The 20,184-nt window shown below is 59.4% G+C and carries 17 protein-coding genes and 1 tRNA gene; 9 read left to right on the top strand and 9 right to left on the bottom strand.

Annotated features, from left to right (window positions below; all coding sequences use genetic code 11):
- Window positions 1-187: 187 nt before the first annotated feature.
- The 5 genes from VH599_22190 to nfi all read left to right on the top strand — a co-directional run bounded on the left by VH599_22190 (window position 188) and on the right by nfi (window position 3,697).
- Window positions 188-451 (top strand): YtxH domain-containing protein, encoded by a 264-nt coding sequence (locus tag VH599_22190; protein HEY7351035.1) that lies wholly within the window; start codon window positions 188-190, stop codon window positions 449-451.
- 613 nt (window positions 452-1,064) lie between these two features.
- Window positions 1,065-1,391, top strand: a complete 327-nt coding sequence (locus VH599_22185) for a hypothetical protein (protein ID HEY7351034.1) — start codon at window positions 1,065-1,067, stop codon at window positions 1,389-1,391.
- Window positions 1,392-1,574: 183 nt separating this feature from the next.
- Complete coding sequence (locus tag VH599_22180; GenBank protein HEY7351033.1) at window positions 1,575-1,964, top strand: hypothetical protein; 390 nt, start codon at window positions 1,575-1,577, stop codon at window positions 1,962-1,964.
- 136 nt (window positions 1,965-2,100) lie between these two features.
- The gene (locus VH599_22175) at window positions 2,101-2,868 is read left to right on the top strand and encodes a class I SAM-dependent methyltransferase (protein HEY7351032.1); all 768 of its coding nucleotides are present in this window, start codon (window positions 2,101-2,103) and stop codon (window positions 2,866-2,868) included.
- A 91-nt stretch (window positions 2,869-2,959) separates the two neighbouring features.
- On the top strand, window positions 2,960-3,697 hold the full coding sequence (nfi, locus tag VH599_22170; GenBank protein ID HEY7351031.1) for a deoxyribonuclease V: 738 nt from the start codon (window positions 2,960-2,962) through the stop codon (window positions 3,695-3,697).
- A 2-nt stretch (window positions 3,698-3,699) separates the two neighbouring features.
- Here nfi and VH599_22165 read toward each other — a convergent pair whose 3' ends face one another.
- The 3 genes from VH599_22165 to VH599_22155 all read right to left on the bottom strand — a co-directional run bounded on the left by VH599_22165 (window position 3,700) and on the right by VH599_22155 (window position 7,465).
- Window positions 3,700-4,500, bottom strand: a complete 801-nt coding sequence (locus VH599_22165) for a HAMP domain-containing sensor histidine kinase (protein ID HEY7351030.1) — start codon at window positions 4,498-4,500, stop codon at window positions 3,700-3,702.
- Window positions 4,501-4,598: 98 nt separating this feature from the next.
- A complete protein-coding gene (locus VH599_22160) occupies window positions 4,599-5,345 on the bottom strand; it encodes a response regulator transcription factor (protein ID HEY7351029.1) in 747 nt (248 codons plus the stop codon).
- A gap of 110 nt (window positions 5,346-5,455) precedes the next feature.
- Window positions 5,456-7,465: a tRNA uridine-5-carboxymethylaminomethyl(34) synthesis enzyme MnmG gene (locus VH599_22155; GenBank protein HEY7351028.1), complete on the bottom strand. Its 2,010-nt coding sequence runs from the start codon at window positions 7,463-7,465 to the stop codon at window positions 5,456-5,458.
- 564 nt (window positions 7,466-8,029) lie between these two features.
- Between VH599_22155 and VH599_22150 the strand changes: the two genes are divergently transcribed.
- Window positions 8,030-8,115 (top strand) — tRNA-Leu (locus VH599_22150).
- An 11-nt stretch (window positions 8,116-8,126) separates the two neighbouring features.
- Here the strand turns inward: VH599_22150 and VH599_22145 are convergent.
- Together VH599_22145 and VH599_22140 are read right to left on the bottom strand one after the other, a co-directional pair.
- Window positions 8,127-8,870, bottom strand: coding sequence for a class I SAM-dependent methyltransferase (locus tag VH599_22145; protein ID HEY7351027.1), 744 nt, complete (start codon window positions 8,868-8,870; stop codon window positions 8,127-8,129).
- A gap of 128 nt (window positions 8,871-8,998) precedes the next feature.
- Window positions 8,999-9,874, bottom strand: a complete 876-nt coding sequence (locus VH599_22140) for a hypothetical protein (protein ID HEY7351026.1) — start codon at window positions 9,872-9,874, stop codon at window positions 8,999-9,001.
- A 258-nt stretch (window positions 9,875-10,132) separates the two neighbouring features.
- On the opposite strand from VH599_22140, the gene hflX reads away from it, so the two are divergent.
- Complete coding sequence (gene hflX, locus VH599_22135; GenBank protein ID HEY7351025.1) at window positions 10,133-11,443, top strand: GTPase HflX; 1,311 nt, start codon at window positions 10,133-10,135, stop codon at window positions 11,441-11,443.
- 8 nt (window positions 11,444-11,451) lie between these two features.
- Here hflX and VH599_22130 read toward each other — a convergent pair whose 3' ends face one another.
- Window positions 11,452-11,790, bottom strand: coding sequence for a DUF5658 family protein (locus VH599_22130; protein ID HEY7351024.1), 339 nt, complete (start codon window positions 11,788-11,790; stop codon window positions 11,452-11,454).
- A gap of 314 nt (window positions 11,791-12,104) precedes the next feature.
- On the opposite strand from VH599_22130, the gene VH599_22125 reads away from it, so the two are divergent.
- On the top strand, window positions 12,105-13,871 hold the full coding sequence (locus VH599_22125; protein ID HEY7351023.1) for a methyl-accepting chemotaxis protein: 1,767 nt from the start codon (window positions 12,105-12,107) through the stop codon (window positions 13,869-13,871).
- 73 nt (window positions 13,872-13,944) lie between these two features.
- On the opposite strand, the gene VH599_22120 is transcribed toward VH599_22125, so the two are convergent.
- The 3 genes from VH599_22120 to VH599_22110 all read right to left on the bottom strand — a co-directional run bounded on the left by VH599_22120 (window position 13,945) and on the right by VH599_22110 (window position 18,780).
- Window positions 13,945-14,229: a helix-turn-helix transcriptional regulator gene (locus VH599_22120; GenBank protein HEY7351022.1), complete on the bottom strand. Its 285-nt coding sequence runs from the start codon at window positions 14,227-14,229 to the stop codon at window positions 13,945-13,947.
- A gap of 350 nt (window positions 14,230-14,579) precedes the next feature.
- Window positions 14,580-16,364 (bottom strand): aspartate--tRNA ligase, encoded by a 1,785-nt coding sequence (gene aspS / locus VH599_22115; protein ID HEY7351021.1) that lies wholly within the window; start codon window positions 16,362-16,364, stop codon window positions 14,580-14,582.
- 178 nt (window positions 16,365-16,542) lie between these two features.
- On the bottom strand, window positions 16,543-18,780 hold the full coding sequence (locus VH599_22110) for a Stp1/IreP family PP2C-type Ser/Thr phosphatase (protein ID HEY7351020.1): 2,238 nt from the start codon (window positions 18,778-18,780) through the stop codon (window positions 16,543-16,545).
- 237 nt (window positions 18,781-19,017) lie between these two features.
- Between VH599_22110 and VH599_22105 the strand changes: the two genes are divergently transcribed.
- On the top strand, window positions 19,018-20,184 hold the full coding sequence (locus VH599_22105; GenBank protein ID HEY7351019.1) for a glycosyltransferase family 1 protein: 1,167 nt from the start codon (window positions 19,018-19,020) through the stop codon (window positions 20,182-20,184).

Here is a 20,184-nt window from a genome sequence, read left to right as displayed (position 1 = left end):
ATAGTGCCTGGTTGCTGAAAGTCCCTGAAATCGGGTGAATGCTGGTGCAAGTTGACAGACTGCGAATTGGCATATATATTGCAGACAGCAACAGGAGTCTCAGCGAGATACGAGCGGCGCGGGGTTCGCAGGCCACCTTCGTCCCCGCGCGTTGTGTTGCATTTGCACCAGGAGGAGGGTCCATTTCATGAGCAGTTTCCGAGCATTTTTATGGGGAGGGGCCATTGGCGCTGTCCTTGGTTTGCTCTTTGCGCCCAAACGGGGTGAAGAGACCCGCGCCGAGCTTCAAAGCCGCTTCAATCAGTTACAGGGCCAGGCGCAGGAGCGCATGACCGAACTGCGCGGCAGGGCTACCACCGCCATCGATCAAGGTCGCCAGGGCGTGAACACCACGCTTGGCAAAGCGCAGAGCGCCGCCAGCCGGGCGGCAGACACAGCCGAAACCAGATAGGTCAGACCACCTGAGCGGAGCGCAGCCCATCAAACAGTATGAACCTGCTCCGCGCTTCTTCCAGCCGTTTGCTTCTCTGGCCCCTGAGCGTCTTCAGTGGGCCAGAATCTTTGCTCATCCGCCAGCTTGAAGGCAGCCAGGCAGAAGCAGACAGGCTAGCCAGAATGTCCTACCTCACACCCGCCCGATGTCTCCTGTCTCCTATCGGGCTTCTTGTGTAATCTCTACCAAAAAATGTGCAGCATAAACTGAACAGCAGGTCGGTCCATGCTCATTTTCTGACATCGCGCCGAATGCTTCGCCTTCAATCCCACTGGTAGTATCTGCCAAAACAGCGCCGATGCTCTCACCGCTCCCCACCTGAACACAAAATTGACAGTGTTTTGCGCCGACCCTATACTTGCTCCCAGGCGCAATCGCCCCTGTCGCAAACTCCGCTATATGATGCCAGGCTCAGGCGGGCAACACTCTCCAGAAGCTACATCGCGTCCCTGCGCAGCCTGCCTGGCTCTCCTCACTGAGAGCCGCTCAGGCAGGCAAGGCCCGTTCTGCGGTAGGCGCCATCCTTCGCTGTCGAAGGCCAGACCGCAGACGCATCAGCAAAGGAGTTAGCATGGAATCCCAACCCCGGCAGCCCACTTCCCCTGACGAGATCGTGACCGAGCCAAAGCAGCGAACGCTCAGTCGGCGCAGCGTCCTGAAGATCGGCGCGTTGAGCTTTGCCTCCGCGACGACGCTCAGCGCCCTGGATGCGCTGGCCTTCCTGCCCAAACGGGTAGCGCAGGCTGCTGGGGGCAGCCTGCCCGACATCCAATTCGACATCGGCAATTTCATCGCTCCGGTCCAGACCATCAACGGCATTCAGTTCCATTTCGGCCCGGTGTTCACGCTCTATGCAACGGCGAAACTCAGGCGCACACCGAGCCAACGCGATCAATAGGCGCTTGCCAAAGCACTCAACACCATTGAGTCTCACTATGCCTTCAGTCCTGGAGGCGTCTTCACCTTCATCGCCTATGGCTTGCCCTATTTCAATCGCCTCCCCCACAGCCTTGTCTCCAGCCACATGCCTCGCCTGCTTTCAGACCACTCTCGCTTCCCTCTGGAAGAGGCTGTACCCAGTGTGACCGACGTTGCGCCTCAAAATCCAAAGATCACCAGGCAAACCTACAACATTCCTGTGGTCATCGAATCCAATGATGTCCTCTTTAGCATTCGCAGCGACAGTCTGATCAACGCCCTGGAGGTTCTGGGCTGGTTGGAGGGCAGCAACATCCTGAACCACCACATTATCTTCTCTCCTCACTTCAGGGGGCTGTTCAGATTCACTTCTGCTCGTCTCATGTTCGTGCAGCCGGGTTTGCCGCGCAAAATCGCTAAAATCGCTCGCTTGCCTATGCAAAGGAAATCAACCCGACCTCGCCCATGTGGATGGGCTTCGCCGACCAGCACGTCAACGGCGCTGGCCCGGCCCCGATTGTCACCTTCGTGGGCAACAGTTCGGCCAGACTGACTACCGCCAGACCCTGGCGACTACTTCGACAACGCCTCGATCCAGCACCTCTCGCACAACATTCAAGACCTGACCCAATTCTACCTGGTTCGGGTGATCGCTGGACATCCGTACCAGCCAGGGCTATCATACCAGTATGGACATGTATGAACTCATCGCCCCCTATTATGATCTGGAACACGCCGGGTACCAGGAGGATGTTGACCTCTATCTCAACTACGCTCAAGCAGTTGGCGCTCCCGTCCTGGAGCTTGGCTGCGGCGCGGGGCGATTGCTGGAACCGCTGGCCCGTCGGGGCATCGAAGTAGTCGGGGTTGATTCTTCACCAGCCATGCTCGCTCGCGCCCGCCAGCATCTGCAAGAGGGCAGCTTGCTCAAACAGGTCGAACTGCTTGAAGCTGATATGCGCACGCTGCGCCTCAACCGACGCTTTCGACTGGTGTTCGTGGCGCTCAACAGCTTTGCACATTTCATCACTCGCCAGGAGCAGCGCGCCGTCCTTGGTATCATCCATCAGCACCTGCTTCCGGGCGGCACGCTCATCCTCGATCTGCCCAATGCCGACTTGCGCCGCTATCAGCAGGCTGATGGACAGGTCTTCCACCAGGGAACCTGGAACGACGAGAGCCAGCAGATCATCGTCAGCCACCTGATTGCCGCCGTCAGCGACCCGGAGGCGCGCGCGCTCCATCTGACGCATTTTTATGATGTCCATCCCCAGGCTGGCCCGCTGCGCCGCATTGTGGTGGAAAATGCGCTGGCACTGCTCAGCCCTGGGGAGGCCGAACTGCTGGTAGAAAGCTGCGGCTTTCAGATTAGCCATCTCTTTGGTGACTATGATCTCAATCCCTGCGCTGATGCCAGCCAACGCTTGATTATCGTCGCAACAAGAGCAGCTTCATAGCTTTAGAGAAAAGAACCTCAGCCTGCATACCTTCTGACTGAATACCTTGATTTTCACTACCTCGATCATTACTAAAAAGAAGGAACCTGTTATGTCTGCCCCTCATCTGCTGCATCGCTGGGACTTGAACCCCCAGGAGGCTGTTCAACTTCAGCGGGAACTGGCGAGCAAGGTCATTCGAGAAGGCCAGCCAGAAGGAGTCAAGATCATTGCTGGCATAGACATCTCCGCTAATGACCGCACAGGACTGGCACGCGCCGCCATTGTGGCGCTCGCTTATCCGTCAATGGAGGTCGTGGAACGAGTCAGGCACGAAGAAGCCCTGCGTTTTCCCTATATCCCTGGTCTGCTGTCGTTCCGCGAAGCGCCTTCGATCCTGGCAGGCTTCCAGAAGCTTCAGCGCCAGCCTGATCTGCTGATGGTTGACGGTCAGGGCATCGCCCATCCTCGGCGGCTGGGAATAGCCAGCCATCTGGGCCTTGTGCTGGACCTGCCCAGCATTGGTTGCGCAAAATCCATTCTGACCGGCCACCTGAAAGGTGATCTGAGCCAGGAAGTTGGCGCGCGGGTTCCGCTGATAGCCGATGGTGAAATGCTGGGGATGGGCCTGCGCACCAAAGCGCGTACCAACCCGCTCATCGTTTCCATCGGCCATCGGATCAGCCTGGAGGCGGCGGTCGAGTATGTGATCAGGTGCTGTCGGGGCTATCGCCTGCCAGAGCCAACGCGCCAGGCGCACAATGCCGCCAGTGGGAACCCTCCAGCCAGCGAAAGCGCAGAGGAAAAGACCCATCAGCCTCAAGCGCCAACGCTCTGGGAGAACATATGAGCCTACTGCACCAGCCCCCCTGGCTGGTGCGCCGGGCGCTTTTGAGACTGAATGAGCGGAATCGTAAAGGAGAAGGTCGAGCCGCAATCTGGCTCACTTTGCAGCCAGATGCGCCCGCCATGCTGCTCCACAATCGCCCTGGCAACCGTCAAACCCAGGCCAGAGCCTCCATGCTTCACCAGCAACGCATCCTCTGCTTGATAGAAGCGGTCGAAGATACGCGGCTGATCATCATAGGGTATGCCACAGCCGGTATCCGTCACGCTTACCTCGGCCAGTTCGCCTGCGCGCCGCGCACGAATAGTGACTGAGCCACCAGGCGGCGTAAACTTCAGCGCGTTGTGGACCAGATTCATGAACACTTGCTGGAGCCGCGCGGCATCAGCCCACAGACGAGGCAAACGAGGCGATACCTGGCTCTGAAGCGTAACTCCCGCCTTGTTCGCCGCCAGGCCAGAGGAGCGCAGAACCAGAGCAAGCACATCGAACAGCGCCAGGTCCGCACATTGTAATTCAAGTTGCCCGCTATCGGCTTTGGAGATCAGAAGAATGTCTTGCACCAGCCTGATAAGCTGTTCGGTGCTGTCATGCGCATATTCCAGAAACTCGCGCTGGCGGTCATTGAGTTTGCCGACCTGCTCATCCAGCACTATCGAGAGAAAACCATTGATCGCATTAAGCGGCGTGCGCAGTTCATGTGAAACCATCGAGATAAAGTGACTGCGCGCCCGGTTGGCCGCATCAACCGCCAGCACACCCTCAGGGGGCGCAACCAGCATCTCTTCAAGTTCTTCCTGTTCCACAGCGCCCTGCCCTCCCCTCTCCTCTTCAGACGCCTGGCACATCCCTCGCTGCGTACTGATCACTGCGAGGCGACATCCAGATGCTCCATCCAATGAGGTCACTTGCCAACGAATTTGTAGCCAACCCCGCGCGCCGATTGAATATACTGAGGGTTGGCTGGGTCATGCTCAATCTTGCGCCGGAGACGCCGGATATAGACATCAACAATATTGCTCTCTCCTGGATAATTTTCGCCCCAGATGGCATCAAGCAGTTCTTCCCGCCGCAGAATCTGGCCGACCCGTCCAGCCAGAATCAGCATGATTTTCATCTCCCTGGGCGTCAGCAGAACGGTACGTTTATCAGGGAGGCACATCTGGAGATCAGCCATGTTCAACTCGAATTCGCCTGCCCGCAAAATCTTCTCGCTCGCCTGGGCGGTTGCTTTACGATAGCGGCGCAGGACCGCCTGTACACGCGCCAGCAGCTCAGCCGGATCGAAGGGCTTGACAATATAATCATCGGCCCCCTGGCGCAGCCCATTGAGTTTGTCCTCCAGCTCTCCTTTCGCGGTCACGAAGATGACCGGAATATCATAGTCGTTTTCGCGCAGGTGCTTATGGAACACAAAACCGTTCATCTGCGGCATGTTCACATCCAGCAGAATCAGGTCTGGTAACTGTCGCTGAATCATCGCCATCGCGCCGCGCGGGCTATCAACCGAGGTCACATCGTAGCCTTCTTCACTCAGAATAAAATGCACGAGCTTGGTACTGATAGGTTCATCATCAACGACTAAAATCCTCATAGCTGCTGCGCGGTAGAAGCCCTGTGTCCGCAGAATCGGGAAAAAGGGAAGCCGCATCCCTCCTTGCGCGTTGGCTTAGATGCTGCGCTGCGGTTCGGCAAGCGCCCATCAACGCCTCATGATGTGTGCGCCTATACTACTCAGCGCGAAACGCGCTGTCAACCTGCTCAAGCGGGTAACGCGCTTTGCTGGCGGCGCTGGCGCTCTAGATAGACGAGCAGCACCGCAATATCCGCCGCCGTCACTCCGCCGACCCGTCCCGCCTGCCCCAGCGTATAGGGACGGACTCGCGCCAATTTCTCACGCGCCTCGGTTCGCAGATTAGGCACCGCCGCGTAATCGGTTGCTTCGGGAATCAGCAGTTCCTCAAAGCGACGCACCCGCTCCACCGCCCGCTCTTGCTTGCGCACATAGCCTTCATACTTCACCTGCACCTCCACCTCCGCCGCCACATCCTCTTCCAACGTCGGCAGCCGACTATCCAGCGCCGCCACCTGCCAGTAGCGTGACTCTGGCCGCCGCAGCAATTCCCGCCCGGTCAGCCGCTGCCCCAGCGGCGCCAGCCCCACCTCGCGCGCCCGGTCCTCCTGGGCCTGATTCGCATTGAAGGCCACCATATCCAATCCCTCCATCGCCTCCTCAAGCGCCTGGCGCTTGCGCTCAGCCGCTTCCCAGCGCGCGTCATCCAGCAGCCCTAATTGCCGTCCGTACTGACTCAGCCGCAAATCAGCGTTATCCTGGCGCAGCAGCAAACGATGCTCAGCCCGCGACGTATGCAACCGATATGGCTCTTTCATAGGCTGTGTCACCAGATCATCCAGCAAGACGCCCATATAGGCTTCGTGGCGCGCCAGAATAAATGGCGCCTTGCCCTGCGCTTTGAGCGCCGCGTTGATGCCCGCGATCAAACCCTGGGCCGCCGCCTCCTCGTACCCCGATGTACCGTTAATCTGGCCCGCCAGGAAGAGCCGCTCCACCGGCTTTGCCTCCAGCGCGAGCGTAATCTGATCGGAAGGCACAAAATCATATTCGACGGCATAGCCGACGCGCATCATCTCCACATGTTCCAGCGCCGGAATGGTGCGCAGCATGGCAAGCTGCACATCTTCTGGCAGGCTGGTATTCATCCCCTGCACATAAACTTCGCCAGTCTTCCAGCCTTCCGGCTCCAGAAAGACCTGATGCATCTCCTTCTGCGCGAAGCGCACCACCTTATCCTCGATAGAGGGACAGTAGCGCGGCCCAACCCCCTCGATCAGCCCGCTGTAGAGCGGCGAGCGATGCAGATTGGCGCGGATAACCGCGTGCGTTTCAGGAGTGGTGTGCGCGAGATAGCAGGGAAGCTGTGGCCGCCAGGTCGTCTGCATCTCTGCTGGAATAGGATAGAGCGGATTGGGGCGGCCAGGCGGCAGCAGCACTTCTTCACGCGCCGCGCGATCAGCCGAGAAATAGAGGGGCTTCGGGCTGCCTGGCTGTGGGATCGTCTTGCTAAAATCAATCGTGCGCGCATCAATGCGCGGCGGCGTTCCCGTCTTCAGTCGCCCCATCGCCAGGCCAAGCTGTTGCAGCGAATCGGAGATGACCAGCGCCGGACCTTCGCCCGCGCGCCCGCCAGGCTGCGTCTTTTCACCAACCACCAGCCGCCCGTTAATAAACGTACCGGTCGTCATTACTACCGCTTTGGCGCGATACTCCCAGCCCTGGGCCGTGATAACGCCGCGCATCACCGGGCGACCATCCGGCCCGGCCTCAGCGATAAAGTGCGTGATCGATGCCTGCTTCAGATCGAGGTTCGGCTGCGCCTCCAGCGCAAACTTCATCGCCAGCCGGTACGCCTGCTTATCGCACTGCGCGCGAAGCGCCTGTACGGCTGGTCCTTTGCCGGTATTAAGCATGCGAATCTGAATAAACGTGCGGTCAGTGTTGCGCGGCGCCTCGCCGCCCAATGCGTCAATCTCGCGCAGCAGATGCCCTTTGGCAGGCCCGCCCATTGACGGATTGCACGGCATCAGCGCGATACTATCCAGATTCATCGTAATTAACAGCGTCGAGCAGCCCATCCGCGCCGCCGCCAGCGCCGCCTCGCAGCCCGCGTGTCCCGCTCCCACCACAATCACGTCATAGCTTGCGCCCGCTAGCCGCGCGCCATCGCCCAACGCTCTCTCCCGATCAGCCATCTCAGCCATGTCTCCCTCGCCCTTGTGCGCTGGCCCCCGCCAGCAGCGTCATCGTCTACGCGTCTGTGACTACACATCATAACCGTTGTATTATCGCGTACCGCCTGAGTCGCTGTCAATCCAGCCAGCCGGTTCTAGCAAAAATGAGGTGGTGGCAAGCGAGGCATGGTACTTGTAGCGCCGCCTTCCAGGCGGCCACCGCTGCGCCAGGGCGAGCGTTCGCCCTCCGGGCCACGGCGCCAGCAGGCCAGCGTTGCGCCGCCAAGAGGGACGCGCGAGCGACCACCGGGAGCGAGAGGACGGGGCACCAGCCGAGGCAAGCAGCCCAGGCCGCAGGCCCGGTTCCCGCAAGGGCCGCTCCCCGCAGGGGGAGGCAAGCGACAGAGACGCGCGAGCGACCAACGGGAGCGAGCATGGCCGCGCCCAGCGCGGTCAAGCGGCTCTGGCGAAGCCCTTCCCGAAGGGGGGCGGCGCTACAAGTGGCAACCCCCGATAGGTGGTGGAACTCGGCCAGCCGGACTGATTGCAACCCAGGCCCAACATATGATATGCTGAAGGAAGTACGGGGCGGTGGCGAAATGGCAGACGCAGGGGACTTAAAATCCTCTGGGGTAACTCCCGTGTGGGTTCGAGTCCCACCCGCCCTACCAGACACAGACCCCTATTTCTGATACACCCCGATGATATGCACTCTGGTGCCCCGGAGGGGCCTGGTATCGAGCAGCCGCTCCATAAGGCAGGCGAACATAAACAGCGGCTTGTTGAAGCTGATGTAGGAGGGGTCGCCGTTCAAGATAACCTGTTCTTCCTTGAAGCCGATAGGCAAAAGGATGCCCGGTATCCGCCGGGGTGAATTGATTTTGTACTGGACGCGATAGGTATCATGCTCCTGACGCTGATAGAGCCTGCGGGTGAAGAAATCATGAAAGTGGTGGGGGATCAGGCGAATGATCCAGACGTTGTAATTCCAGCTATTGGGCGTTAAGAAAATGAGCCTGCCCCCTGGCTTCAAGGCGCGATAGATTTCCTGGCAGGCCCGTTCGGGCCGCTCCAGATGCTCGAAGACCCACGCCGCCACAATCAAATCAAACGAATTATCCTCAAACGGCAGATGATCCACCGTCCCCACCACCGCGTGCGTAATCGTCGTGTTTTTGCTAAGCGCCTCGGCATCGGGATCAATGCCATAGGTATAAGGCGTCTTCGCGTAGACAGACGCCAGAAAGTCCGCGTGTCCACAGCCAATATCCAGCACATGCGTATCCGGCTGGACATGCGCGTCAATCGCCTCGCAGTACAGGACCAGGCTATCTCTCCATCCTGACGCCAGGCGTTGATAGGCGCGGCGATAAAACTCCTGCCGATTGAGGGCGCGCGACTCCACCGACGAAGCTCTATGGTCCAAATCTATGCCTCCTTCCTGGAGGACGAGGGACACCTGAAGCACCGCTATTAAGCAGACAAGGGCTTCTCCAACCTATCACCAGTTCTAAGCCGCAAAACCAACTCCGAAGAAGCCCAAGAAGACGCCAGCTAGGCTAAGGTAAGCTGAAGCATTCCATCTTCAATGGCAACCGAAGCTAGCTGATGCCCCAGCTTGTCAGGAATCTGGCTCAGCGCATCATTCAAGCGCGCCGTCAAATCATCGTCAGATTCAACCCACCAGAGCAAGCCCGACACATCCACATTCCGTGCCACCAGCGTGCCGCCTTCCACAGCCAGCCCCAGACGCACCATACTGCCAAACCCATACGCCTGGAACGTCACCACCATCACGCCCGGCTGAAGGGCAACCTGCATATGTGTGATCGGCGCAAGCTGAGTGCTATTCCTATCAAGATAATCGTTGATCTGCCCCTCCGTCACCGGGAAAGAAGCGCCTGCTGGCGCCTCCGGTGGCAGAGCAGGAACCTGATCGATAGCTCGTTGCAACCCCTGGCGAATCTCCGCGTCCACCGACTGATGCACAGCCGGGCGTATCAGCAAGACCCAGCCTCCAGCGACCACCAGCCCAAAGATCACCAGAAAAAGCAGCAGATACCAGGGCCAGCGCCGCCGTCGCTTCGTCGGCAGCGCCTGCGCCCCCGCTGGCGACGCAGGAAAGACCGACTGGGCCGTTGGCGCGCCAGCCCAGGTCATCTGCGGAGGAGGAGCATAACCATCCCGCTGCGTGGCCCAGCCAGCGGCAGGGCTTTGCGCGGGCGGCACATACTGGGTCGGCTGACCACCATACAGCGGGTGATCCACCGTTGGCGCGTCCATCGAACTTCCATAGGGCGCCGAAGGCCAGGCAGGCGCTGCATTCACCGGGTAACTAGCTGGCTGGCTGGCCGTCGGCAACACCGCGCCACAATTCCCACAAAACTGATCTCCCCCGTTGTTAACGGTGCCGCAGCGCTGGCAGAGCATACCGGGCTTCTCCTCTTCTGAAAACTATCATTCTCCAAATCAGTGTAAGTCGCTGCTAAGCCTGCGTCAAGGGAATAGATCACACTGCCGCGCCAGATGATAAGCAACTTTCGGGCCTCCATACTTTACCGTCAGCTTGACATGTAGAGTATGGAGTGAGATACTGCCGAAGACAAAGCTCTCTGGAAACGTCCCTGGCTGGCGCGATAAAGAGCAAGTAGATATATTCAGGAGGCGCTTACGAGTAAAAACTCGCGGTTGATCGATCTGCAAGAAGGGGCCGCAGAAAAGGCATTCCTGGCCGGGGTAGAGGTGGCGAGCAGCGAAAGCCTCTGGAGTACCGAGGATTCGCTGGAAGAACTGGCCGCGCTGGCGCGCACCGCCGGAGCCGAAGTGGTGGGGAGCATGATCCAGCGGCTGCGAGCGCCGGACATGCGCTATTATCTGGGCAAAGGGCGCACCGCCGAACTGAAGCAGCTTCAGCAAGAACTGGGCTTTGATCTGGTCATCTTTGATGACGAACTCTCGCCCTCACAGCAGCGCAACCTGGAGGGCGAAGTCAACGCCCGCGTCATTGATCGCACCGCCTTGATTCTGGACATCTTCGCCCAGCATGCCCACACCCGCGAAGGCAAATTGCAGGTCGAACTGGCTCAGTTAGAGTATCGCCTGCCCCGGCTCACCGGACGCGGCACAGCCCTCTCGCGCGTGGGCGGTGGCTCGCGCGGCGCGGGCGGAGGCGGCCTGGGGGGCGCTATCGGCGTGCGCGGACCCGGCGAAACAAAACTGGAAGTGGACCGCAGGCGCATTCGCAAGCGCATCAGCGATCTGCGCCACGAATTAGAGGGCGTGCGCAGACAGCGCACCCAGCAGCGGCGCGAGCGTCTGGAACAGGCCATGCCGGTGGTCTCCATTGTTGGCTATACGAACGCCGGCAAATCCACCCTGTTCAACGCCCTGGCCCTGGCCGAAGTGCTGGTCGAAAACAAGCTCTTTGCCACGCTCGATCCGACTACCCGCCATCTCGTGCTGCCCAGCCACCAGGAGATTTTGCTGAGCGATACCGTCGGCTTTATCCAGAAGTTGCCCACCGATCTGGTGGCCGCCTTTCGCGCCACGCTGGAGGAAGTCAGCGAAGCCGATCTTTTGATCGAAGTCGTTGACATCAGCCACGAAAACGCGATTGAACAAAGCCAGACCGTCAATGAAGTCCTGGCTGAATTGGGGGCCAGCGAGAAGCCGCGTGTCACGGCCCTCAACAAAATTGACCTGCTAGAAGATGTGGCGCAGCTTGATCTCAGCCTCTTCCCAAACGCCGTACCTATCTCAGCGCGCGAAGGTCGCGGGCTGGATGCCTTGCTGCAAAAGGTGGGGCAGGTCGTCGCGGCAGAAATGAAGCCGGTGCGGGTGCGCATCCCTTATGAAGCCGGTCATATGGTCGAACTCTTTCATCGTCGCGGGCGCGTGCTGCGCGAGCGCCACACCGACAAAGGCGCCATCATCGAAGGCAGCCTGCCGCAAGCCCTGCACCCGCTCTTTGAGCCGTTTCAGTTGCAGCGCCACAGTTAACCTCCTGGCTACCACTGGTACTGGATAAAGTTGGAGAGCACAACCACCAACACCAACACATTACATATAACAAGCGCGAGGCGCGCCAGACCACGATAGCTGCGGCTGAGTATCAGAATCCCGGCAGAGACAGCCAGGATCATCAGCGCCTTATAGACAATCAGCGCGCTAAATCCCGCCTGGTCGAGCAGCGCCCGCATGAGCGGATTACCTTCACGCATGCCCGCCTGGAGATCAACATAGGTTGTAATCAGGTCAAACGCATTCAGAACAGCAAAGAATGCCAGCCAGAACGGCGTCGAAAAGCGCGCGCGCCGTGACTGGCGAGGAGCCGAACGCAACATCATCGCAGCCAGACAATCCTTTCACAGCAGACAGGCAAGGCCGTTGGAGGAGCGTCAATCAATCTGGCGGACCAGCCGCCAACCCTCCAGGCGCCTGCTCTCTCTCGAAAGGGGTATACACAAATCATGCCAGGCAACGAACTCAGGGGCATCGTCAGAGCAGCCAGAGACAAGCCCGTCCTGTGTTTCTCCAGCCAGAACACAATTGTAACCGGCGTCGAGATGTGTTATGCTGGGCTATGGAAAAAGCCTGCTCTTGGGCATGTTGTACTCTTCTGCATACCGCATCAGAGGAGCGCGAGAAGGATAGCAAACTGATGAGGCGTATCTTCTCTCAGACTTCCAATCAATTAAACGCAAAATCACTATCTGCTATGCAGGAGTTCGAGGCAGCGCGCCGCGCCAGGCAAATTAAAGAAGTGCTGCGTCTGGGCAACGCCATGCGCGCAGAACTCCAGCTAGAAATCCTCCTGCGGCAGATCGTCGAGGCCATCAGCACCTGTATTGGCTTCCGCGTAGCTATTCTCAATCTGGTGCATGGTGATCCCCCTGAGTTGGAATGCGCAGCCTTTGTCGGCATCAGTCAGGAAGACGAGCAGCGTATGCGCGCATCACCACCAGCACTCAACCAATTGCTGGCGATGATGCGCCCCGAATTTCGCATGAGCCAATCCTACTTCATTCCCCACGAGCATTCGCATCTGACCAGAGGGATGGAGGTTGTCACCACCAAAACCATCACCTGGCACGGGGAGAATACCTGGCACCCCCAGGATATACTGCTGGTTCCTCTGGTCAGCCCGCGCGAGAACAAATTGTTGGGTATCCTCTCCATTGACGATCCCGAAGACGGGCTGCAACCTTCGCTTGAGACCATCGAGGTCATCGAGCTATTCACCAATCAGGCGGCGCTAGGCATTGATAACGCCCGTGTTTTCCAGCAGCGCGAACAAGAGCGTCAGGCGCTTGAACTAGCCATCTTCGACCTTCTGGAAGAAGTGGAGCAAGCCCGGCAGGGGAATCTGACCGTGCGCGCCCGCATCAGCGAGACCAGCCTGGGCGCTGTAGCCGATTCACTGAACGAAATGCTCCGCGCCCTCAACACGGTCTTGTCGGAAGTACGCCAGGCCACGAACGTAGTCAGCAAGAGCGCCGCCGATTTGCAGATCGCCGCCAGGCGGCTGGCAACCGGCGCTCAGCAGCAGGAGCGCCAGGTTAACGACATCTTCAAAGCGATCCGAGAGATGGCTGCCTCGGTGCAGCAGGTCTCAGATAATGCCGTTACTGCTGCTGGCGTAACGCATCAGGCGCTGGAAATCACCAACGAGGGCCGTCAGGGAGTAGAGCGCGCCGTCCAGGGCATGAATGCGGTGCGCGAGATGGTGCTGCAATCCGCCAAAAAGATCAAACGGCTGGGCGAAAGTAGTCAGGAGATCGGAGAAATTGTCCAGCTTATCTCTGATTTTGCCAGCAAGACGAACCTGCTCGCCCTCAATGCCTCCATCGAGGCGGTACGCGCAGGCGAACATGGTCGCGGCTTCTCTGCCGTCGCCCAGGAGATTCGCAACCTCGCCACTTCCAGCGCCGAAGCCACCAAACAGGTTGCCGCGAAGATCAAAGGCATTCAGAACGAGACAAACGCCGTCGTCGTCAGCATGGAGCAAAGCACACAGCAGGTCGTGATTCAATCGGACCTGGCCGCGCATGCCGGATCAGCACTTCAGGCGATGGATGCAGTCATGCAGCGCATTGTGCAGCACATCGAGGGGATCAGCAGCGCGGCTGCCCAGCAGGCACGCGCTGGCGGTTTTGTGGCGCGTTCGATGGGCGACATTGCCCAGATCACCGTCTACACCGCCCGCAACATTGACCAGATGCACGCCTCAATGAGCCGCCTCACCGAACTGGCCGAATCGCTGCAAAAGCGCGTTGGGGTCTTCCAGCTTTCCGAAGAAGATACCTCCAAGCGCGAAAGCATCACAGGAAAAACATCTGGAACGATCAGCAACCCATCGTTTGCCAGGCAGACCGGGGAACTGCACTCTTTCGAATTTCGAGAGGAAGGCGCGGCCCGCGAGAAATAATACTCCCCTAACTGCTGAAATCACTTTCAACGGTTAGGGGAGCAGCCTATTCCGAGATGCGCTCTCAGGTATCTCAGCGCCTCACCGGCGTTGAAGAAGGGAGATCTTCCAACACCCAGCCACGCCTGCTGGCGAGAGTGGAATAGGTGTTTACCTCATCAACAGGCGCCACCCCACAAAGTTCCGCCGGAGAGGTTTCCAGCACGGTCGAGAGTCGCCGCAGCGCATATGGTTGTGGCTCTTCCTGTCCGTGTTCAAAGCGGCTAACGCTTTCCCGACGCAAGCCGGTCATCTCGGCGAGCTGGCTGATACTCAGTCCCTGGCGCTGGCGCGCCAGTCGCAGGCCCCGTAGCTTCATAACCAATCCTCCGCATTGAGGCGGCTCTTTTCAACAAGGCCCCGTTGCCTCGTTGAAGCACTACCTGTATTTCCATAATACCATCTCAGAACCTGCTCGTCCAGTCCTATGGTTTCCACGGTTCTAGCAAAAATGAGGTGGTGGCAAGCGAGGCATGGTACTGGTAGCGCCGCCTTCCAGGCGGCCACCGCTGCGCCAGGGCGAGCGTTTGCCCTGCGGGCCAACACACCAGCAGGCCAGCGTTGAGCCGCCAAGATGGCGGCGCTACAAGTGGCAACCCCCGATAGGTGGTGGAACTGGTTTCCACGCTGCCCGCCAGCATAATCCCTTGCCATTTATTCCTGCCCCATTTACTCTTGCACACGCAGACGCAGTTCGCGCAGTTGCTCCGGCGCAACCGACGAAGGGGCCTGCATCAACAGGTCTTGCGCGCTCTGCGTCTTCGGGAAAGCGATCACCTCGCGGATGCTCTCCTCATCCGCCAGCAGCATCACCAGGCGGTCCAGGCCCAGCGCAATGCCGCCATGCGGCGGCGCCCCATACTCAAACGCCTCCAGCATATGCCCAAACTGCTCCTGAATCTGTTCGTCCGACAGCCCCAGCAGCCGGAAAACGCGCCGCTGCAACTCAGCCTGGTTGATACGAATACTGCCCCCGCCGATCTCATAGCCGTTGCAGATCACATCATATTGGCGCGCCCGCACCCTCAACGGATCACTCTCCAGCAGCGCCTCATCGCCAGCCTGCATACCGGAGAAGGGGTTATGTTCCGCCTGATAGCGCCGCTCGTCTTCATTCCATTCAAGCAGCGGAAAATCCACCACCCAGCAGAGGCCCATCACCTCATTGGGGATCAGCCCCAGGCGCTCGCCCAGCCGCGCGCGCATGCGTGACAGGACATCGTTGCAAACCTTGGCGCTGTCGGCCACGAAGAGCAGCAGATCGCCAGTCTGCGCCTCCATCCTGGTGATGATCGCCCCAAGCTGCGCCTCACTCATGGCTTTGGTCAACGGCGAGCGAACGCCATCGGCGCCCAGCGCCACCGTCACCAGCCCTTTTGCGCCCAGCACACGCGCCTGCTCGCCCAATTCATCAATTTCTTTGCGCGAATAGCTCGCTGCGCCGGGCAGCCGCAAGCCCTTGACCATACCACCCGCGCGCACCGCCTCGGCAAACACCCGAAAATCGCTCGTCGCCGCCAGATCGCTGATCTCCACCAGCGGCAGCCCAAAGCGAATATCGGGGTGATCGGTACCATAGCGATCCACCACCTCTGCAAAGGTCAGACGCGGGAATGGCTGCTGCTGGATGCGCTTCTGGGTCAGGGCTTGCACCAGATCGATTAGCAGCCCCTCGATCAGCCCCATCACATCCTCTTCGCTGACAAACGACATCTCTACGTCCAACTGGGTGAACTCTGGCTGGCGGTCAGAGCGTTGGTCTTCATCGCGGAAACAGCGCGCAATCTGGAAATAGCGGTCCAGCCCCGCAACCATGAGCAACTGCTTGAACTGCTGCGGCGCTTGAGGCAGCGCGTAGAACTTGCCCGCATACAGGCGGCTCGGCACCAGATAATCGCGTGCGCCTTCCGGCGTACTCTTCGTGAGAATCGGTGTCTCCACCTCCAAAAAGCTGCGCGCATCCAGATAGTCTCGAATCCGCTTCACCACCCGATGGCGCAGCACGATATTCTCGCGTACCGAGGGCCGCCGCAGGTCCAGATAACGGTATTTCAGACGCAGCGGCTCATCCGCAGACGCCTGATCACTGATGACAAAAGGCGTCGAGCGAGCCGGGTTCAGCACCTCTACCGCGCTGGGCACTACCTCAATCTCTCCCGTAGGAAGGTCGGGATTCTCCGAGCCGGGCAGGCGTCTTTCCACCTTCCCCTGTACCCGCAGCACGTATTCCAGACGCACCGACTCGGCAATCGCGTGCGCCTCGCTCGCCCCAGGGCCACGTTCGGGGTCAAAAATAAGCTGGGTCACGCCGTAGCGGTCCCGCAGATCAAGAAAGATCAATTTACCATGATCGCGCCGCCGATTGACCCAGCCGGTCAGCGTCACCTGCTGGCCTACATTGGCCGCCGTCAGTTCGCCGCAGGTCACCGTCCGCAGCGTCGTCTCCAAACCCATCGTTTCTACCCCTCGTCTCAAACAACGTGATGCTGAAGTTTAGCACATTCTATCGGAAAAGAGCAGAAGCGCCAGGGGCAGCCCCGCTTGCATAGACAGGGTGCCATCAGCAGCAGACTTTCAGGAGTTTCTTGATCGTCAGTGGGCCGCTTGCCAGCAACTTCTTATGGCGAAGTAATTATGGCGAGCTAATCACTAGCAGCGAGTGGCCGCCCAGCACATAGAGCGAAAAGCCCTGATCCCCATGAGCCACCGCGCTGACACTCTGCAAACTATCCAGTGTGGAGGCCGCTGCATATTGCTGCCCCGGAGCAGGATCACCGTTCCCCGTCTCTGGCGTATCCAACTGCACGATCCGGTGATCAGCGCCATCGCCGATAAAGAGGTGATCTCGCTGATCGCTCACCAGGACCGTTGCATTGGCAAGCTTCACGCCCGTTGGCGAGTACGGAGCATTCCCGTCAGGCGTTTGCGTCGGCGTCCCATTCGCCGGAGGTGGCGTTGGAGTCGCCGAAAAAGTCGGGGTCACTGGAACCGTCGGCAGCGCAGTCAGCGGATTGAACGAGGAAGGATCGGCTACGGGCAGCGCGGGCAAGAGTGAGGCAAGGTTAGCCGGGTGCAGCGCCCCGGCTGGCGTCAATACTCCGATGCTGCCATCCACAAGCAGCAAGTAGATCGTGCCGTTGGGCGCAACCGTCATACTATGCGCCTGGGAAGGCAGCGGTGAAGGCCCAAAGGGTTTACAGGGGCTGGAGGATCTTATTGAGCAGACGGAAATGGCGTCATTCGTTCCGCGATAGATGATGTACACCTGCGAGTTATGAACAGCCAGCAGCGCGGGGAATGCGCCAGCGGAGTTCGGCGGCAAGGTCAGCAGCCGCTCTGGTTTCGCGTCAGGGGTTGCCGCCAGTTGCTCAACCGTAAAACTCGATTCGCTCTCTTTATGCAACAGATAAAGCTGCGAGCCATCAGTGGTCAGGTCAACCACTGCCGGATCAATGACCGCACCGCAGGTGAGCGATGTGCCCGACGGATCGAGGTTGAGCGCATAGGCGGGCGAGGCGCTCTGAGCCGCCGCGCGGGCAAAGAGGGCTGGCAGCCCCGCGCCCGGCGCATTGCCCTGTACCGCAACCAGATGATCGAGCCGCCCGCCAGGGGCAGGGCTACAGGAAACCGAGAACTGCTGTGGATGCAGGGCATCAAGTGGCTGGACTCGCGCCGCCGCATTATAGGCTTGCAGCGTCTGGCGAATCGCCGAACCCAGATCCCGTTGTAGAGTCGTTATCGCCTGCTGGCGGTCATCGCTGCTCAGCCAGCGATCACGTAGATCGTTGAGCAGCGGATGCTGCGCCGCTGCCAGCGTATTGATCGCCTGTTGAGGCGCTTCTTTTTTTGCCTGCGCTATCAGCGGCTGAACGCGCCCCAGATCAGCACTGAGCTGGTTATGAGCGTTGCGGGTCCAGGCGATGGGGCCAAATCCATAATCCCAGATCGCCAGCGAGAGAAATAAGATCGCCACCGCCGCAAACACGCGCAGGGCAATCGAGACCGGCGAGAGCCGCCTGGGCGGCTTTTTCACGGGCTTTAGCCGCGCTGTTTGCTGAGCCGATGCGTCAGCCAGCGTTGCCAGTTGTTCTTGCATCTCTGGCTCAAGCGTTGGCGCCTCCGCCACATGCACCAGCACCGCCGTAATATTATCTGGCCCACCCTGCTCATTGGCCTGGGCAATCAACTCCCGCACCGCTTCCTGGGGCGGGGAAGAAGTAACAATCTGACTCATCTCCTCATCGGAGACCGGGCCAGAAAGACCATCCGAACAAAGCAGCAGCAGATCGTCATCCTGAAGCTGCTCGACAAACAGGTCTGGCTCGACCTCCTGCTGAGTCCCCAGGGCGCGCGTAATCACATTGCGATGCGCGTGGGTGCGCGCCTGGTCATCGGTCAACATCCCCGCGCGCACCTGCTCGGCCACCCAGGAGTGATCGTAGGTTAGCTGGCGAATCTGCCCTTCGCGGATCAGATAGACCCGGCTGTCGCCCACATTGGCGACATAGACCAACGCGCCGCGCACCACCACCGCCACACAGGTCGTCCCCATTCCGGCGCGAGTGGCTTGCTCGATAGCGCGATCATAGATAACCTGATTAGCCTGTCTGATCGCCTGCGCGAGCACCTCCAACACCTCATCCGATGCTGCTTCATAGTATTCTTCCCGGATCGTCTCGACAGCGATCTCGCTGGCGACTTCGCCAGCGGCATGCCCGCCCATGCCATCGGCCACCACAAAAATAGCCCCCTTGCGTTCCATAACTTTGGGGTCTTTGGGGACCAGGCGGGTCATACTATCTTCGTTAGAATCGCGCCTGCGACCAACATCGCTTAATTCCGCAACTTCCAGACGGAGTTGTTTGGACAACACCATGCTCCTCAACTCTTGCCGGGTAATAGGATCTCCTTGGCGGGGACAGGAAGGTCTTTATATTCGGGTAGTATGATACACTAGCATGTTGAAAAACGCAACGAACCCGGACCCTTTCCAGCCGAATGTCCCATCCAGCGCGCCCCTTTCTGAGCAAGAGCAGGGCTTAAAAGTACCGTTACCCGCCGCATGCTCAATCGTCTTTACCAGGAAGAGGGGGCGTCTGCCAGATCGATGCGCATTGGAATCAACGCGCTGCTCACTTCAGCGGCGCAGTCTTATCGCAACGCCGGGGTCAGCCGCTATACGCTCAATCTGCTGAACGCGCTGGGCACTCTTGACGGCGACCATGAATACACTGTGTTTGTCAGCGAACGCGCGGTAGCCGAGCAATGGCCCTCCACAGCCAGCAGCACTGCCGTCCTGGTAGGCTGGGGCGCCACACATCCTGCTGGCAGAGTTCTGTGGGAGCACCTGCAATTGGCTGGCGAGATACGCCGACATGGCCTGCAACTGCTGCACGCTCCCATGAATATTTTACCCCTGCGCCTGCCCTGTCCTGGCATCGTCACCATCCACGACCTCGCCTTTCTGCGCTTCCCCGATTTCTTCCGGCCCCCCCGGCGCGCTTATCAACACTGGTTTACGCGCCGCAGCGCCCGGCGCGCCGCGCTCATTATTGCTATCTCTGAGCATACGCGCCGCGATATGATCGAACTCCTGAAGGTTCCAGAAGAGCGCATCCGCGTCATCTATCCCATGCTAGAAGAGCGATTTTCGCTCCCCTGTTCAGCCGAAGCCGTCCAGGCATTGCGGCAGCGGCGGCGGCTCCCCGAACACCTGATCCTCTTTCTTGCCACCCTGGAGCCGCGCAAGAACGTCTCGCGCCTGCTTGATGCCTTTCGGCTGCTCAAGCGCGAAACCAACCTGCCCCATACATTGGTGCTTGCCGGGGCGAAAGGCTGGTCTGTACAAACGCTGGAGCAGCAGATATACTCACTGGGTATTCAAAACGACGTGCGCTTTGTTGGCTATGTACCCGAAGCAGAAAAAACGCTCTGGTATCATGCCGCTGACCTTTTCGTCTACCCCAGTCTCTATGAAGGGTTTGGTCTGCCGGTCGCTGAAGCGATGGCCTGTGGTGTGCCAGTCGTCACCTCAAACGCATCCAGTCTGCCGGAGGTAGTTGGGGATGATGGCGCCTTTGGCGCCCGCGCCGCGCTGACGATAGAACCAACCGATACTGAATCTTTGGCACGCGCTATGCAGCAAGGATTGCGCGACAACGCCCTCCGCCAGCAATTCCGCGCGCGTGGTCTGGCGAGGGTGCAGCGCTTCGCACCCAGTCTAATTGTCCAACAAATTATTCAAGCCTATCAGGATGCCACGCACTTTACGTGA

It is taken from the genome of Ktedonobacterales bacterium (genome assembly GCA_036557285.1).
Lineage (GTDB): Bacteria > Chloroflexota > Ktedonobacteria > Ktedonobacterales > DATBGS01 > DATBHW01.
This window is presented reverse-complemented; position numbering and strand designations above follow the sequence as displayed.

Coding starts and splice junctions, on each gene's coding strand:
- aspS (HEY7351021.1), bottom strand. CDS start 16,364: ATGGGTTTGGAGACGACGCTGCGGACGGTGACCTGCGGCGAACTGACG.
- VH599_22185 (HEY7351034.1), top strand. CDS start 1,065: ATGGAATCCCAACCCCGGCAGCCCACTTCCCCTGACGAGATCGTGACC.
- VH599_22105 (HEY7351019.1), top strand. CDS start 19,018: ATGCGCATTGGAATCAACGCGCTGCTCACTTCAGCGGCGCAGTCTTAT.
- VH599_22125 (HEY7351023.1), top strand. CDS start 12,105: ATGAGGCGTATCTTCTCTCAGACTTCCAATCAATTAAACGCAAAATCA.
- VH599_22160 (HEY7351029.1), bottom strand. CDS start 5,345: ATGCGGCTTCCCTTTTTCCCGATTCTGCGGACACAGGGCTTCTACCGC.
- VH599_22120 (HEY7351022.1), bottom strand. CDS start 14,229: ATGAAGCTACGGGGCCTGCGACTGGCGCGCCAGCGCCAGGGACTGAGT.
- VH599_22175 (HEY7351032.1), top strand. CDS start 2,101: ATGGACATGTATGAACTCATCGCCCCCTATTATGATCTGGAACACGCC.
- VH599_22130 (HEY7351024.1), bottom strand. CDS start 11,790: ATGATGTTGCGTTCGGCTCCTCGCCAGTCACGGCGCGCGCGCTTTTCG.
- VH599_22140 (HEY7351026.1), bottom strand. CDS start 9,874: ATGCTCTGCCAGCGCTGCGGCACCGTTAACAACGGGGGAGATCAGTTT.
- VH599_22190 (HEY7351035.1), top strand. CDS start 188: ATGAGCAGTTTCCGAGCATTTTTATGGGGAGGGGCCATTGGCGCTGTC.
- nfi (HEY7351031.1), top strand. CDS start 2,960: ATGTCTGCCCCTCATCTGCTGCATCGCTGGGACTTGAACCCCCAGGAG.
- VH599_22155 (HEY7351028.1), bottom strand. CDS start 7,465: ATGGCTGATCGGGAGAGAGCGTTGGGCGATGGCGCGCGGCTAGCGGGC.